Origin of the sequence: Actinomadura graeca, from assembly GCF_019175365.1 — a bacterium.
In the GTDB taxonomy this organism is placed as follows: Bacteria; Actinomycetota; Actinomycetes; order Streptosporangiales; family Streptosporangiaceae; genus Spirillospora; species Spirillospora graeca.
Window position 1 is genome coordinate 2,675,948 of sequence record NZ_CP059572.1, and the last position, 14,829, is coordinate 2,690,776.

Consider the following 14,829-nt stretch of genomic DNA (forward strand, 5'->3'; position numbering starts at 1 on the left):
AGGGTTCGTGGCCGGCCCTTACTGTTCGCCGCACGCCGGTCCATGGATGGGGGCGGTGCCGGGGACGCGCGATTCGCGTGCCGTTACCGGTTGGAATTCACAGAACGCGCTGCGGAGGCCGGGTTAGTGTCGCGGTGCGGAGGACCGCGGGCGCGCGCCCCGTGGCGGTCCCGCGAGGCGGAGGGCGATGACGATGAGCGCTGAGCTGGATCCGCGGGCGCGGCCGTACGTGGCGGCCGCCGTGCACGCCTACGGCACCGCCGTGCTGGCCCCGGAACAGGACGCCGGGCACGGGGACGCGGGCCCGGCGGCACGGGTCGGGCGGCGGCTGCTCCGGCAGGTCTTCGGGGTCCGGGACGAGGCGGACGCCCCCCGGGCGCTGGCCGACCTCGCGGAAAGCCCCGACGACGAGGACCTCCAGGCCGTCTTACGGGTGCGCATACGCAAGGCGCTGGCCGCCGACGGGGAACTCGCCGGGCGGATCCGCGCCATTCTCGACGAGGCCCCCGCGGCGGGCGCGGTGAGCGTGACCGCGAGCGGAGAACGGTCGATCGCGGCGCACACGATTTCCGGTGTCGCGTCCACGGGGGACGGCGCGGAGATCACCCGGTGATCGGGAATTCACCGTGACGCGAGGCCAACCGGAATCGGCCACCGCTTGGCTTTCCGGCCCGAGAGGTCCATGGCGATAGACTTACCGGCATAACCGGCGCGGGGGTCCCTGCCCCCTTTGACGGCGCCGATCTTCCATTCCGAGGCCGCCCCTCCGCTCCGGCGCTCGGTGATTTCCGGAATACGGGGACGTGGTGTTCGGCGATGAACGGTCCGACCGCGTCGGGTGACCGCTCGGTCGCCGCGCGCGAGATCAGCGGCACGGTCCTGACCGGGAACATCACGAACTACTACAACCTCGGCGGCAGGCTGCCCGACGTCCGCTCCGTCCGCCCGTCGGGGCTGTTCGGCGTGCGGCAGGTCCGCTCGCACGTGTTCGTCGGGCGGGAGGACGAGCTCGACAGGCTCGACCGGGTGATGGACGCGGGCGCCGGGGTCGTCGGGCAGAGCGTCGCCGGGCTCGGCGGTGTCGGCAAGACCGAGCTGGCGCTGCACTACGCGTACGCCAAGCGGGACCGGTACTCCTCGGTCTGGTGGATCACCGCCGACACCGAGCAGAACATCGCCGCGGGCCTGGTCGACATCGCGCGCAGGCTGAACCCGCTGTTCAAGATCACCGACCCGGAGTTCGCGGCGCAGTGGGCGCTGAACTGGCTGCTGGTCCACGGCGGGTGGCTGCTGGTCCTGGACAACGTCGAGGACCCCGACGCCATCGGCGACTTCCTCGGCGCCGGCCACGACGGCCGCGTCCTGGTGACGACCCGGCGCGACATCGACTGGCGCAGGCGGGGCCTCGCCCCGGTCGAGCTGGGGATGCTCGACACCGAGCGCGCCGCCGACATGCTCCTGGAACGCACCGGGCAGGACGACCGGGACGCCGCGCGCCGCGTCGCCGAGGCGCTCGGGGGGCTGCCGCTGGCGCTGGAGCAGGCGGCGGCCTACATCAACCGCAACCGCGAGGGCATCGCGCACTACGAGTCCAGGCTCGTCGACCGGTTCGGCCGGATCCTGGGCGAGGTCGACCCGGACGGGGCGCAGGAACGCGCCATCACCCGCGTGTGGGACATCACGCTGGAGGCGCTGCTCGCGGCCGACCCCGGCGCGGTGGACCTGCTGCGCGTGCTGGCGTGGCTCGGACCCGACGACGTGCCGCGCGACCTGGTCGAGGCCCACGCCGGGGACGACGTCACCGCGAACCGGATGCTCGCGCTCCTGCGGTCCTACAGCATGATCACGCTCACCGAGGACGCGGTCGGCGTCCACCGGCTCGTGCAGGCGGTGCTGCGGATGGGCGGGTCCGAGACGACCTCGTCGGGGCTCGGCGTGTACGCCGCGGAGGCGGTGGACCTGCTGGCCGGGGCGGCGCCGCCCGACCCGGCGTCCAACATGGCGGGCTGGCCGCGCTGGTGGAGGCTGCTGCCGCACGTCGAGGCGCTGGCCGGCAACATCGGCGACGGCAACTCCGACGGGGAGTTCAGCCGGCTGCTGAACCAGGCGGGGCTCTTCAGCTCCGCGCAGGGGCGGCACGACGTCACGCTGCGGTTCGCGCGGACGGCGCTGGCCGTCGGCGAACGGTTCCTGGGGCCCGACGACAGGGGCCTCGCGACGCTGCTGGGCAACCTCGGCGCCGCGTACTCGGCGTTGGGACGCCCCCAGGACGCCGTCGGGCTGGAGCTGCGGACGCTGGAGCTCATCGAGCGGACGGGCGGGCCCGGGGACGTGCGCCTGATCACGGCGCTCGGCAACCTCGCGACCACCTACAGCTCGCTCGGCAGGACCGCGGAGTCGATCCCGCTGCAGACCCGCGCGCTGGAGATCGCCGAAGCGGCCAGCGGCCCCGCGCACGAGTCCGTGGCCCTGCCGCTGGCGAACCTGGCCGCCTTCTACAGCGAGCTCGGGCAGACGCGGGAGTCCGCGCCGCTCCAGGAGCGGGCCCTGGCGATCACGGAGGCCGTCCACGGCCCCGAGCACATCGCGGTGGCGTACCGGGCGAGCGCGCTGGCGGCGAGCTACCGCGAGCTGGGACGCGTCGCCGACGCGCTGGAGCTCAACCGGCGCGCTCGCGCGATCGGCGAGAAGGCGCTGCGTGCCGACCACCCGGACGTCGCCCGGTTCCTCGGGGGCCTCGCGGGCAGCCACGGCGACATGGACGAGCTCGACACGGCGCTGGAGCTGGAGGAGGAGGCGCTGCGGATCACCGAGGAGGTCCTCGACGAGGACCATCCGGACCTGGCGACCGCCCTCGGCAACCTCGCCGCGACCTACCTGGACCTCGGCCGCCCGGAGGAGGCGCTGCCGCTGGAGCGCCGGGCGCTGCGGATCGTCGAGGCCGCGCACGGCCCCGGCCACCCGGACGTGGCGTTCCGGCTGGGCGCGCTCGCGGCCGTCTACCGGCACCTGGACCGCCCGGACGAGGCGCTGCCGCTGGACCGGCGGGCGCTGGACGTCATCGAGAGGGCCTACCCGTTCGACCACCGGGACGTGGCGCGCCGGCTCGTCGGGCTGGCGAGCAGCCTGATGGCGCTGGAGCGCCACGAGGAGGCGGCGCCGAAGCTGAGGCGGGCGATCGGCATCGCCGAGCTGACCTACGGCCCCGACCACCTCACCATCACGACATGGCTCGGGAACCTCGCGACGGCGTACCAGAACCTCGGCCGCCTGGAAGAGGCGGTCGAGCTGGAACGCCGGGCGCTGCGGATCGCCCAGGAGGCACTGCACCCGAACCATTCCGACGTGGTGGCGCGGCTCATGAGCCTGGCGTGGGCGCACCGGCGGCTGGACCGTCCGGACGCGGCGCTGCCGCTGCTGCGCCGGGCGCTCGCCGTCGTCGACCTGGAACACGGTCCGCGGTCGGTGGAGCTGCTGCCGAAGCTGGAGACGCTCGCGGCGGCCTACGGCGAGGCGGAGGATCACGCCAGGGCGGTGCCGCTGCTGGAGAGGGCGCTGTCGATCGCCGAGGAGTCCTATGGCCCCTCCGACCCGCGGGTCGCGGACCGCCTCGGCAGGCTGGGCACGGTGTACTTCCGCCTCGGCCGGTTCGAGGAGGCGGCGCCCCTGGAGCGGCGCGCGCTGGCCCTCGTGGACGCGGCGGGCCCCGGTCACCCCGACCTGCTCCTGAGGCTGGAGAACCTCGCCGCCACCTACCGCGAGCTCCGGCTGCACGAGGAGGCCGCACCGCTGGAGCGGCGTGCGCTGGCCGCCGCGGAGCGGGACGGGCTCGGCGGCGCCGACCTGCTCCTGCGGCTGGAGAACCTGGCCGCCACCTACCGCGACCTCGACCGGCACGAGGACGCGGTGCCGCTGCGCAGGCGGGCGCTCGCCGTCGCCGAGGCCGAGTACGGCCGCGGGGACGTCCGCGTCGCCGACCGGCTCGGCGCGCTCGGGACGACCTGCTTCCGCCTCGGCCGGTTCGAGGAGGCGGCGCCCCTGGAGCGGCGCGCGCTCGCCCTCGTGGACGCGGCGGGCCCCGGCCACCCCGACCTCCGCCTGAGGCTGGAGAACCTCGCCACCACCTACCGCGAGCTCCGGCGGTTCGACGAGGCCGTCCCGCTGCTGCGGCGGGCCGTGGCCGCCGCCGAGGACGTCGTCGGGGCCTCCGGCATCGCCCTGGTGCCGGCGCTGGAGCAGCTCGCCGGGACCTGCCGGGAGGCCGGGCGGTACGAGGAGGCGATCCCCCCGTGGCGGCGGGCGCTGACCATCACCGAGGCCGTGCACGGGCCCGGCCATCCGGACGTCGCCGGGCAGCTCGGCGCGCTCGGCAACAACTACTTCTCGGCGGGCCGGTACGAGGAGGCCGTGCCCGTGGAACGCCGCTGCCTGGAGCTCACCGAGACGCTCCTCGGCCCCGACCATCCCGACGTCGTCCTGCGGCTCCAGAACCTCGCGGCCAGCCACTACGCGCTGGAGGAGTACGAGGAGGCGCTGCCGCTGCGGGTGCGGGCGCTGAAGCTGATCGAGGCCGGACCCGAGCCGGACGACATGGAGGTGGCGGGGGCGCTGGGGCTCGTCGGCAACCTGTACTACCAGCTCGACCGGCCGCAGGACGCGATCCCGGTGGAGACGCGGGCGCTGTCCCTGGCCGAGCGGACGCACGGGCCGCACGCGGCCGAGCTGATCCCGTGGCTGCGCGACCTGGCCGCCAGCCACCGCATGGACGGCGGGCACGCGCGGGCGCGGGAACTCGCCGAGCGCGCCCTGAGGATCGCCGAGAAGCGGCTCCCGCCCGACGATCCCGTCCTGGAGGCGCTGCGCGGCGAGTCGGGAACGGCGCCGTAGACCAAATCAGGTCAGTGGGCGCGCTTATGAGCGGCACCTATCCCGACTAAAATAGGCAGGGAGAAACCCTGGCCGGAACCGCCTGGATTCCGGCTGCCCTCCGTGGCACGCCGCGCGCCGCCGTCGCCCGCCGCCCTCCCCCGCCACCGGGCTCCGCCGCGGGCTCTCGAAGATCATCGGAGGAACACCATGATCGCAGCGCCAGCCACCGGCTTCCCCCATGTCGCGGCCTTGGGAGAGCACGGCGGCGAGGCGGCCGGGAAACTGGCGGAGTTACAGGAGGAACTGCTACGGCTCGGAGCGCACGACGACGCGGCCCGCCTCGCGGCCGTGGACAAGGCCGCCGGACGACGTGATCTCGCCATGCTCGGCCGGTACGCGGCGGCGGGGTTCACGTTCCACGAGCTCGCGAAGGTCCAGCACGCCAGGGTCCGGCGGATCGTCGGCTGGCGGAACGCCACCGCGCTGCTCCCCCTGATGATCACGTGGATCGCGCTGGCCGTCGCCAGCTGGGACTACCAACGGACCGTAAGGGCGCACCCCGAGCTGACGACGCAGCCGTTCCTCGTCCTGTGGCAGCGCCGTTTCGACGGCAGCCCGCTGCCGACGTTCGCGGAGACGGCCCTGCTGTCCTTCGTGCTCCTGCTCGCCGTGCTCGCCCTCACGGTCTGGGCGCACCGGCTGGAGAGCGCGGCGAACGCGGAGCTGGCGGAGGTCGGCGCCCTCGCCGACGACGCGCTGGACCACCTCGGCCTCACCGTCGAGAGCGGCGACGTCAAACCGCCCGAGAACGCCAGGGAATGGGCGGAGGCGGCGCAGCGCGTCCTGACCGAGACCCAGGAGATGATCAGGCTGGCGGTGCGCGACACGGCGCGGCTGGCCGAGAACAACGGCGCCGTCTCCAAGGCCGCGACGGACCGGCTCGAAGAGCTCCAGGTGCACGCCAAGAAGCTGCTCGAAGGGGTCAGCAAGGAGACCGGTGAGGTCCTGTCGGCCCTCCAGATGCAGGGCGAGCAGACGACCACCCGGGTCGGCGCGGAGGCGACGGCCGTCCTCCGGCAGGCCGGCGAGGCCAACCGGCAGCTCATCGACCAGCAGATGGTGCCGCTGTTCAAGGGCTTCAAGGACGCGCTGGCGGACTACCGCGGGGACCAGGAGGTGTACCGGGCCAGCGCGGCGGCCCTGTCCGGCGGGGTCAAGGACCTCACGGCCGCCGCCGCGGGGCTGGCGGGCGGCGTCGGCGGCTTCACCGAGGCGGCCGCGTCGATCGACGAGCGGCTCAAGGTGATCGGCACCTCGCAGACCGGGCTCGTCGACAGGATCGGCGAGCACTCCGAGGGCCTGGCCGCGGCGACCACGGAGCTGCGCGGCGTCGCCGAGCTGGTGGCCGGCGACATGAAGGGCGGCCTGGAGGAGCTCACCAGGAACGTCGTCGACGCGGGCGCCAGCCTGGTCGCCGTCCAGCGCGACCTCGCCGCGGCCGGCACGTCCCTCTCCGCGGTCACCCACACCATGCAGTCCACCGCGGCCGACCTGGCGAGCGCCGCCGCGTCGGTGGCGATGGCGGCCACCCAGATCGGGAAGGCCGCCGGTGCGGCGCCGCCACGCCGGAGCCGCTTCGGCCGTGGCGGCCCGTTGTCCTCGCGCCGCGGGGGCCCGCCGTCCCCCGCTTCCACACCCACGCCGCCGCCAGGCCCTGCACCTGCGTCGGCATCGGGCCCCGGCACCCCGTCCGCTTCAGGCTCCGGCACCCCGCCCGCATCGGGTTCCGGCGCCTCTCCGCCGAGTCCCGGAACCCCTCCGCCGGGACCCGGTGCCTCGGCCGCTCCGGGGCCTGGCGCCCCGCCCCCGGGCCCCGCCGCGCCGCCGCGCCGGAGCCGGTTCAGGCGCATGTTCGGTGCATGAGATGAGGCGCCGCAGGAACGTGCCGGGCAAGGACCCGGGCAACCTCGTGTTCGGCACCATCGGATGGCTGTTCGCCGACCTGATGCTCGCCCTGGCGATGGCGTTCCTGGTGGCGACGACCTTCGGGCAGTCCGTCCCGGCCAAGGCCGGGCGCTCCCCCACGCCGTCCCCCACGTTCCGGAAGGGGCTGGAGAGCGATCCCGTCACGATCACCATGCGGGTGGACTGGCAGGGGCTGATGTCCGAGAAGACGTCCGCTAAGGCCGAGGTCCAGAAGAAGGTGCGGGCGACGGCCTCCCTCAACGGGCGGCAGGCCGGGCTGGTGCTGTCGTTCGGCGGCGGCCTGGAGAACGGCACCCGGATCGCCAGGGGCGCGGACGCCGCCCTCCGGGAGCTCGGTGACCAGCGCTTCGTGTTCCAGGGCACGGTGTACCGGCCCTTCGTCAGCTTCAACAGCGCACCGGAAACGCTGACGCTGGACATCTACCTGCTCAGGCAGTGACCGTCCGGAGGACGAGCTCCACGGACGACGCCGCGCCCGGCGAGGCCGTGAACAGGCGGTAGTCGATGTCCTGGGCGCCGGACTTCGGCAGGGGGACCGTGTGGTGGCCGTCCACGCGCACCGGGCCGATGGCCGCGACCACGTCCCCGTCCTCCCGGGTGAACACCGCCCCGCCGGACCGCCCGCGCAGTACCAGCGCGGGCAGGTCGACCGGCGCGGACGCGGTGAGCACCAGGACGGGCCTGCGCCCGCCCGACCGGCGGACGTGGTACTCGACGCGGGTCTCCGGGCGCGTGAACTCCCGCCGCACGCCGCCGGTCACGAAGTCCAGGCCGTCCTTCTGGACGACCAGCGCGACGATGACGTTGACGGCCGTCTCACCGGCCGGGACGGGAACGGCGCATCCGCCGGTGGTCTCACCGGCCGCCCGCGTGACGGTCAGCGGCCGGTCCACGGCCGTCACGTCGAGCAGCTCACCGGAGGTGCGGTGGCCGACGAGCGCGCGGCCGCTCCCCTCCGGCCACCACCAGCCGAGCGCGAGCGTCCGGCCCGCGAACTCGCCCCGCAGGTCCACCACCTCCTCCCGGATGGCGTACCGGCGCGGCCTGCCGACGTAGGCCATACCGTCCAGCATCAGGACCGGGACGTAGGACAGGAACTCGCTCCCGCGGTCGAAGATCGGGTCGGACAGCGGCGGCTCGCCGGACAGGACGAACCCGTCGAGGCGCAGCCGGTCGCGCGGCCCCTCGTCGCCCTCGCGCAGCGACCCCGCCCCGTCCTGCCGGACGATCCGGACCTCGCCGCGCTCCGGCAGCGGGAACCGGATGTCGGTCTTGTGCGCGTACAGCCCGTACCGCGCGCTCGACCCGGTGAGCAGCAGCGGGCCGGGCGGGGCCGGCCGCGGCGTCGGCGTCGCCTGCTCCGAGCGGCCCGCGGACCAGCACAGCCCGTCCGGGCCGGGATAGCCCGCGCGGACCGTGTACTCGTAGCGGACGCCGTTGCGGACGCCGGTGTCGACGAGCCGCGACGGCCCGGTGGGCTCCAGCACGACCGGCGGGCCGGTCCCGCCCGGCTCCCGCCTCGTCACCTCGACCCGCACCGCCCGCGGCGGCGGCTCCCAGGTGAGGGTGATGCGGCCGTCGCCGGCCTCGCAGCGCACCTCCGCGTCGAGCGCGGCGAGGACGGTGGCGGCGACGCCGGGCGCCGAGCGCGCGCCGAACCGCACGGCGAACACCGCGTACGTCAGCGGCCGCCCCGCGACCTCGGCCGCGGACCGGTCGCGCAGCGGCGGCTCGGCGTCCTCGGCGACGCGACGCTGGCCGGGCAGGTCGTCCGCCGACTCCGGCGCGTCCGGGCCGGACCGCCGGACCACGACGTAGGAGACGTCGGGGTCGGGTGACTTCTCCCAGGTGACGAGGACCTCCGCGGCCTCGCCCGCGACGGTGGCGCGGACCCCGGCGGGCGGGTCAGGGGGGATGCCCGCGAGCTCCACCCGCGCCGGTTCCAGGTCGGCGCACAACCGCAGCGCCTCGCTGTACAGCTCGATGCTGCGGGCCTTGGGCGTGGCCTGCCGCCGCGCCACCTCGCACAGCTCCCGCGCCTCCCCGATCATCGTCTCGGCCCGGGCGAGCATCTCCCGGCGGCGCGGCAGCCCGTCCGGCGCCGCGCGCAGCAGGCCGGCCGCCGCGACGTACTGCCGGGTGCCCATCAGGGGCTCGATCGCCGCCAGCAGCCGCTCGATCTCCCGGGTCGCGGCGGTCCAGCGGGTGCGGACCTTCGCGAGCCTGACCGAGACCGGGTCCTCGGAGCGGGCGGGGAGCCGCCAGATGCGCTCCGCCCGGTCCAGGTACGTCTCCGCCTGCGCCAGCCGGTGCGCGTCGAGGGCCTCGCTCGCCTGGACGGCGAGGTCGTCGACGACGTCCCGCTGGCCGATGGGGAAGCCGCAGCGGCAGCCGCCGAACCGGGGCTCGACCGCTCCGCAGCTCGGGCACGGCTCGCGCAGCGGGAAGGCGCAGACGAAGCAGGTCTCCGCGTCGGTCCCGTTGAGGCCGGCGCAGCGGGGGCACTGCACCATGCCGCGCACCCGGTCCTCGTCCTCGGGTGCGGGCAGCTCGACGGCCCAGCCGTCCTTCGCCAGCCGTTCGCGCAGGTATCCCAGCGCGACCGAGAGGTCGTCGACGCCGCGGGTGCGCGCCTCCTCCAGGAACGCCTCGACCTGGCCGCCGCTCACCGACCTCGCGGTGCCGAGCACGTCGAGGAACCACTCCACCAGCTCGCGGAGCTTCTCCAGGCGCATCGACGCGTCGAGCCGCGCGCGCTGCTCGTCGGACTGGAAGAGGCTCGTCTTGGCCAGGCCGCTCAGCCGCTCCAGCGCCTTGATGGCGGGGTCCTGCTTGTTCTTGCGGTGGTGCTGCCTCAGGTAGAGCATGTCCGCGGCGGCGAGCAGCGTCTCCCGGGGGCTCTGCTCGTTGACCGCGGGATCCGCCGTCTTGAGCACGTCGTAGATCGACCGTTCCCGCGCGCTCTCCAGCAGATCGCGCAGCTGCGTCTCGGTCCGCTCGTCGAGCCGGGACCCGGCCGGGCCGTCCTGGACGGGGCGGACCGGCGCGCCGTCGAGCTGCTCCCGCAGGCCCGGGTCGGCGGCCAGGATGTCCCCGAAGTCCTCGTAGAGCACGGTGACCTCCGTCTGGAGGACGAACCCGCGCCTGGCCATCAGGGCGAACCTGGCCTTGAACTCCTTGCGCCGCGCCAGGCGGGCCGCCCTGGCCTGCTTCCTGGCCCGGTCGCCCTCCGCCTTGCGCTGCTCGGGGTCGCCCATGACCTGGCGGATGTCCTTGAGGAGCCCCAGGAGGCGCTTCGCCTCGGCCGTCGCGGGGAGCGACTGGAGGCCCATCGACCGGCGGGTCCACTGCTTCTGCGCCTCCGACAGCGTCCGCTCGAACACCATCCTGTCCCAGGGCGCGTCGGGGTCGATCTCCAGCAGGACGAAGTAGTTCGGCCGCTCCCCGCCTGCGGTCATCGCCCGCCGCCGGTCTCGGTGATCTCCCGCGCGATCGTCCCGAAGACCGTGCTGAGCTCGCCGAGCCGGGTGAACAGCGCCTGCTCGGTGGACGAGGCGATCCCCTTCAGGAACTCGTGGTCGGCGCCGCCGAACCCGACCGCGACGATCTCGATCCCCTCCTCGTGGCAGCGCCGCGCCCGCTCCGTCGCCTGCCGCTGGTACGCCCACACCCCGTCGGCGAGGACGACGCTGAACCGCCGGCCACCGGTGCCGCCGAGCAGCTCCAGGATCGTGTCGAACGGGTCGGCGGCGTTGCCGATGCCCGTGGTGCCGACCTCGAGCCGCTTGACGGCGCGGGAGACGTCGGCGCCGTTGTTGGTGGCCCGCAGCGCGACGTCGACCCGGTCGGAGAAGCCGATGAGCCCGACGGCCGTCGTGGTCAGGTCGAGCTGGCCGACGAACGTCCTGGCGGCGCGCTGGGCCTCCGAGAGCGGATGGCCCGCCATGCTCCCGGACAGGTCGAACGCCAGGTAGACCGTCATCGGCTCCCGGGAGGCGGTGCGGGGCGGGGCCTCCAGGAACCGGTCGGGGACGTCGGGGGGCAGGTCGTGGACGGTCACCTCCAGATCGGTGCCCGTCCCCCGCTCCCTCGCGGTCACCCCGACCAGGGCGTTGTCGTCATAGGCGTAGGAGACGTCGACGACGGTCCTGCGCCCGCCGCGGGAGGCGGGGAAGCCGGTGACGACGTACCGGCCGAGGTAGGCGCAGTCCTCGACGTCCTCCGTCTCGCCCTGGGTGAGGAAGACCTCCATCTCGTCGCCCCCGTCCCCCTTGAGCCCGAACTGGTACGGCCGGGTGGCGACGGAGGGGATGCGCTGGTTGCGCGGGAGCAGGACGCTGTTGAGGTACCGGTCGCCCTCCGCGCTCTCGGCGATCATGCCGAGGCTGTGCGCCACGACGTTGCTGATGCGGCGCGGCGCGCCGAGCCGCAGGATGGGCGCGTCCGCGGCCCGATCCCCCGCCGGGCCGGGCAGGCGCGGACGGGCCGCCGCCTCCTCCTCCAGCAGGATCGCCGCCTGGGCGGCGGCGCCGAGCGCGACGGCGTGGTCGGGATGGATGCCGCCCATCGGCGGCCGGCCCGACGTCCGCTCGATCCACCGGCCGACCATCGGCATCCGGGTGGAGCCGCCGACGGGGAGCACGCCGTCGATGCCGTCCCAGTCGAGACCGGTCTCCCGCAGGAGCTTGGCGGCGAGCTGCCCGGTCTGCTCCAGCAGGTCCCGGGTGGCCTCCTCGAACGCCTCGCGGGTGACCTCGGCGCGGACGGTCCGCCCGCGGGCGGTGACGCGGACCTCTGCCGACCGCCGCGCGGACAGCGCCTGCTTGGCCCGCTCGACCTCGACCAGCAGCGCGCCGGGCGCGGCGCCGAGCGCCGCGGCGTCCTCGCGCGGCAGGCCGCGCAGCACCTCGCCCGCGAGCCGGTCGTCCCAGTCGCGCCCGCCGAGCTCGTGGTCGCCCTCGGCGGCCACGACCGTGATCTCCTCCTCGCCGATCTCGACGAGGGAGATGTCGAAGGTGCCGCCGCCGAGGTCGTACACCAGCACCCGGCGGGTGCCGGGCGCGGGGCGCAGCCCATAGGCGAGCGCCGCGGCGGTCGGCTCGCTGATCAGGCGCGGCACCTCCAGCCCGGCGAGACGGCCCGCCTCCAGCGTGGCGGCGCGCTCGGGGTGGGTGAAGTACTCGGGCACCGTGACGACCGCCCGCGTCACCGGACGGCCGAGCGCGTCCTCCGCCTGCGCCTTCAGGTGCCCGAGCACCAGCGCCGACAGCTCGGCCGGGGTCCATTCCCGGCCGCCGAGCGGCAACCGGAAGGCCGGGTTGCCCATCCATCGCTTGAACAGGTGCGCGACCTCGTCCGCGCCGTCCGCCTGGCCCTGCTTGGCGTCCCCGCCGACGACCGGGCGGCCGTCCGCGCCGAGGCCGACGACCGAGGCCGTCAGCGGGTCACCGAGCACGTCCGGGATGATCTCCGGGTCGCCGTCGCCGTTGACCCAGGCCACCGCCGAGTACGTGGTCCCGAGGTCGATGCCGACCGCGACCTCCGCCTGCCGTCCTTCCACCGCGGCCGGGCCCGTCACCCGATGACGCGGATGCCGCGCCCGTACTCGATCGCCTGCTCGACCTCCTCGGCGGACAGCACCCGGTCGGTCTCGACGCTGGCGCGCACGATGTTGCCGCCCTCGGCCTTGTCCTGGCCGGTGATGTGCAGGCGCCCCTGGCCGTCGAGCCGGAAGGTGACGTCGATCGGCGAGTTCGGGGGCAGCCCCGCCTGCATCTCCAGCACGGCGCTGGTCACCTCCTCGCCGGTGTCGAGATCCCGGACGATCTTCTCCCCCGAGGTGTTCTCGAAGATCTTCAGCTCGATCAGCGGCGCGCCGCCGTCCTTGGTGCCGAAGGTCATCGTGCTCTCGGCGGGCAGGGCCTGCTGCGCCAGCACCAGGTTCGCGATGACCTGGGTGTCGTCGGGCAGGAAGGCGAGCACGCCGAAGCTGTGGCTGGAGACGTTCGTCACCGCCATGCCGCCGATCTTCTTGACGGTGCCGAGCCGCAGGCCCATCGTGTCGGCGACGACCTCCTCGGCCTCCTCCCGCACGACGTCGGGGGTCGTCTCGACGTCGACGTCCTCGGGCCTGGTGTCGGTCCGCCTGCCGATCTCGTGCCGGATGCGCTCGTTGATCGCCAGCTTCTGGCCGTAGATCGCGGCGCCCTTGGCCACCGCGAAGTCGGGTTCGAAGCTCTCGATCTCGATCCCGAACTCCTTCTGGAGACGGGCCGCGACCTGCGGCATCTTGGTGGAGCCGCCGACCAGCAGGAGCCGGTCGATGCTCGGGCTGCCGAGCTCCCTCGCGGTCTCGATCACCGCCTTGGTGTAGGTGACGGTGTTCTCCAGCAGCGGCGCGGTCAGCTCCTCGAACTTCTCCCGGGTGAGCGACACCGCGACCTGCTTGCCGTCGTGCACCACCGGGATCCTGGCCTGCGGCATCGCGGTGAGCGTGCGCTTGCTGCTCTCGGCGCGCAGCCACAGGGCCTGCACGGTGTCGGGCGAGGAGAGGACCCCGCCGTCGGCGCCCGGGTACTCGGCCTCCCACTGCGCGGCGCAGTACTTGACGATCTCCTCGTCCCAGTCCCGCCCGCCGAGCTGGTCGTTGCCGCCGGTGGCGACGACCCGGATGGCGCCGTCCTTGATCTCGATGACCGTGATGTCGAAGGTGCCGCCGCCGAGGTCGTAGACCAGGAGCGTCTGGTCGCCCTTGTCCTGCATCCCGTAGGTGATGGCGGCGGCGGTGGGCTCGTTGATGATCTCCAGGACGTCCAGGCCCGCGATCCGGCCGGCGGTGGCGGTGGCCTCCCGCTGCGGGACGTCGAAGTAGGCCGGGCAGGTGATGACCACCTTCTGCGGGCGGACCCGGTCGTGCCGCTCGGCGTCGTCGACGGCCTTGCGGAGGATGTAGGACGAGATCTCCTCCGGGGAGACCTCCCGGCCGAAGAACTCCCGCCGCCAGTTCGGCTTGCCGATCTCGCGTTTGATCATTTCGATCACGCGGTCGGCCTCAAGGAGCGCGGTGTTCTTGGCCTCCCGGCCGACGACGCGGGTCTCGTCGTCCTCGAAAAGGACGACCGAAGGGGTGGTGAGCTCACCCTCGATGTTCGGTGTGACCATGGGACGGCCGCTGGTGTCGTCGACATGGGCGATGCACGTGTAGGTCGTTCCCAGGTCGATGCCGTAGACACGGTTCTCGCTCAACTGGGAGCTCCTTTTTCTGTGTGGTCGGCTAATGCGGTGTTACCGGACCCCACGTCCGCGTCCTCGCCCGCGGAAGTGCCCGCATCGGTGCCCGCGGGCGCGGGCGTAGGCGCGTCCGGCTCCGGCGCGCCGTTCGCGGGCGCCGCGGCGACATGGCGGTGGACGCTCACCCATTCGGGGCGCAGGACGTTCTCGTCCCAGGAGAAACCGGCCCGGAGACGCCGGGCGACCGTGCGCCCGAGGGCCGGGTCGGAGGTGTCGACCGTGCTCACGACCTGCTGGCGGGCACGGTCCAGGGCGTCGCCGTCGACGGAGAACCGCCGCACGCCGTTGCGCACGAGGATCTGCTCGACGGTGTCGCGGAAGAAGGCGAGGGTGCCCGCGGTGGGGGACGGGGTCTCGGCGGCGTCGATGACCTGCGTGAGATCGTCGTGGAGCGAGACGAGATCGAGCAGGACGGGCCGGAGCAGGGTCTGGTGGAAGCCCTGGCGGTGCCGGTCCAGCTCGTCGCTCATCGACTCGACGAGGCGTTCCCGGACCTCGTCATAGCGGATCTTGGAGTCGAACAGTTTCCGGAGCCCGCGCAGCTCCTCCGCTAAGGACCTGATCGCCGGACCCGCACCGCCGTCCACCGGAACGTCGGTGCCGTCCCGCTCCGGAGCACCATCGGTCATTTGCCCACCCTGCGGTATCCGAGTAACGGGTCACATTATCGGGCCGGACGGGCGA

General features: G+C 74.0%; 8 protein-coding genes. 4 read left to right on the plus strand and 4 right to left on the minus strand.

Annotated elements, in window-relative coordinates; all coding sequences use genetic code 11:
- Positions 1 to 193 precede the first annotated feature (193 nt).
- The 4 genes from AGRA3207_RS11780 to AGRA3207_RS11795 all read left to right on the plus strand — a co-directional run bounded on the left by AGRA3207_RS11780 (position 194) and on the right by AGRA3207_RS11795 (position 7,294).
- Entirely contained in the window at positions 194 to 613 is a 420-nt protein-coding gene (locus AGRA3207_RS11780) for a hypothetical protein (RefSeq protein ID WP_231334637.1), read from the plus strand.
- 203 nt (positions 614 to 816) lie between these two features.
- Positions 817 to 4,887, plus strand: coding sequence for a tetratricopeptide repeat protein (locus AGRA3207_RS11785; protein WP_231334638.1), 4,071 nt, complete (start codon positions 817 to 819; stop codon positions 4,885 to 4,887).
- 189 nt (positions 4,888 to 5,076) lie between these two features.
- Entirely contained in the window at positions 5,077 to 6,792 is a 1,716-nt protein-coding gene (locus AGRA3207_RS11790) for a hypothetical protein (protein ID WP_231334639.1), read from the plus strand.
- Position 6,793: 1 nt separating this feature from the next.
- Entirely contained in the window at positions 6,794 to 7,294 is a 501-nt protein-coding gene (locus AGRA3207_RS11795) for a hypothetical protein (protein ID WP_231334640.1), read from the plus strand.
- Here the strand turns inward: AGRA3207_RS11795 and AGRA3207_RS11800 are convergent.
- From AGRA3207_RS11800 to grpE, 4 genes are read right to left on the minus strand one after another with little or no spacing between them, the layout of a single operon-like run.
- Positions 7,284 to 10,313: a fibronectin type III domain-containing protein gene (locus AGRA3207_RS11800; RefSeq protein WP_231334641.1), complete on the minus strand. Its 3,030-nt coding sequence runs from the start codon at positions 10,311 to 10,313 to the stop codon at positions 7,284 to 7,286. The genes AGRA3207_RS11795 and AGRA3207_RS11800 overlap by 11 nt on opposite strands.
- A complete protein-coding gene (locus AGRA3207_RS11805; protein WP_231334642.1) occupies positions 10,310 to 12,433 on the minus strand; it encodes an Hsp70 family protein in 2,124 nt (707 codons plus the stop codon). The genes AGRA3207_RS11800 and AGRA3207_RS11805 overlap by 4 nt, the downstream gene beginning before the upstream one ends.
- Entirely contained in the window at positions 12,430 to 14,100 is a 1,671-nt protein-coding gene (locus AGRA3207_RS11810; RefSeq protein WP_231334643.1) for an Hsp70 family protein, read from the minus strand. Before AGRA3207_RS11810 ends, AGRA3207_RS11805 begins: the two co-directional genes overlap by 4 nt.
- Positions 14,097 to 14,774 carry a nucleotide exchange factor GrpE gene (gene grpE / locus AGRA3207_RS11815; RefSeq protein ID WP_231334644.1) on the minus strand — a complete coding sequence of 226 codons (678 nt, stop codon included), beginning with the start codon at positions 14,772 to 14,774 and terminating at the stop codon, positions 14,097 to 14,099. Before grpE ends, AGRA3207_RS11810 begins: the two co-directional genes overlap by 4 nt.
- Between the last annotated feature and the right edge of the window lie 55 nt (positions 14,775 to 14,829).

What these genes read in the sequence shown, in the direction of transcription:
- AGRA3207_RS11800 (WP_231334641.1), bottom strand. Translation starts at nt 10,313, where the DNA reads ATGACCGCAGGCGGGGAGCGGCCGAACTACTTCGTCCTGCTGGAGATC.
- AGRA3207_RS11785 (WP_231334638.1), top strand. Translation starts at nt 817, where the DNA reads ATGAACGGTCCGACCGCGTCGGGTGACCGCTCGGTCGCCGCGCGCGAG.
- grpE (WP_231334644.1), bottom strand. Translation starts at nt 14,774, where the DNA reads ATGACCGATGGTGCTCCGGAGCGGGACGGCACCGACGTTCCGGTGGAC.
- AGRA3207_RS11795 (WP_231334640.1), top strand. Translation starts at nt 6,794, where the DNA reads ATGAGGCGCCGCAGGAACGTGCCGGGCAAGGACCCGGGCAACCTCGTG.
- AGRA3207_RS11780 (WP_231334637.1), top strand. Translation starts at nt 194, where the DNA reads ATGAGCGCTGAGCTGGATCCGCGGGCGCGGCCGTACGTGGCGGCCGCC.
- AGRA3207_RS11790 (WP_231334639.1), top strand. Translation starts at nt 5,077, where the DNA reads ATGATCGCAGCGCCAGCCACCGGCTTCCCCCATGTCGCGGCCTTGGGA.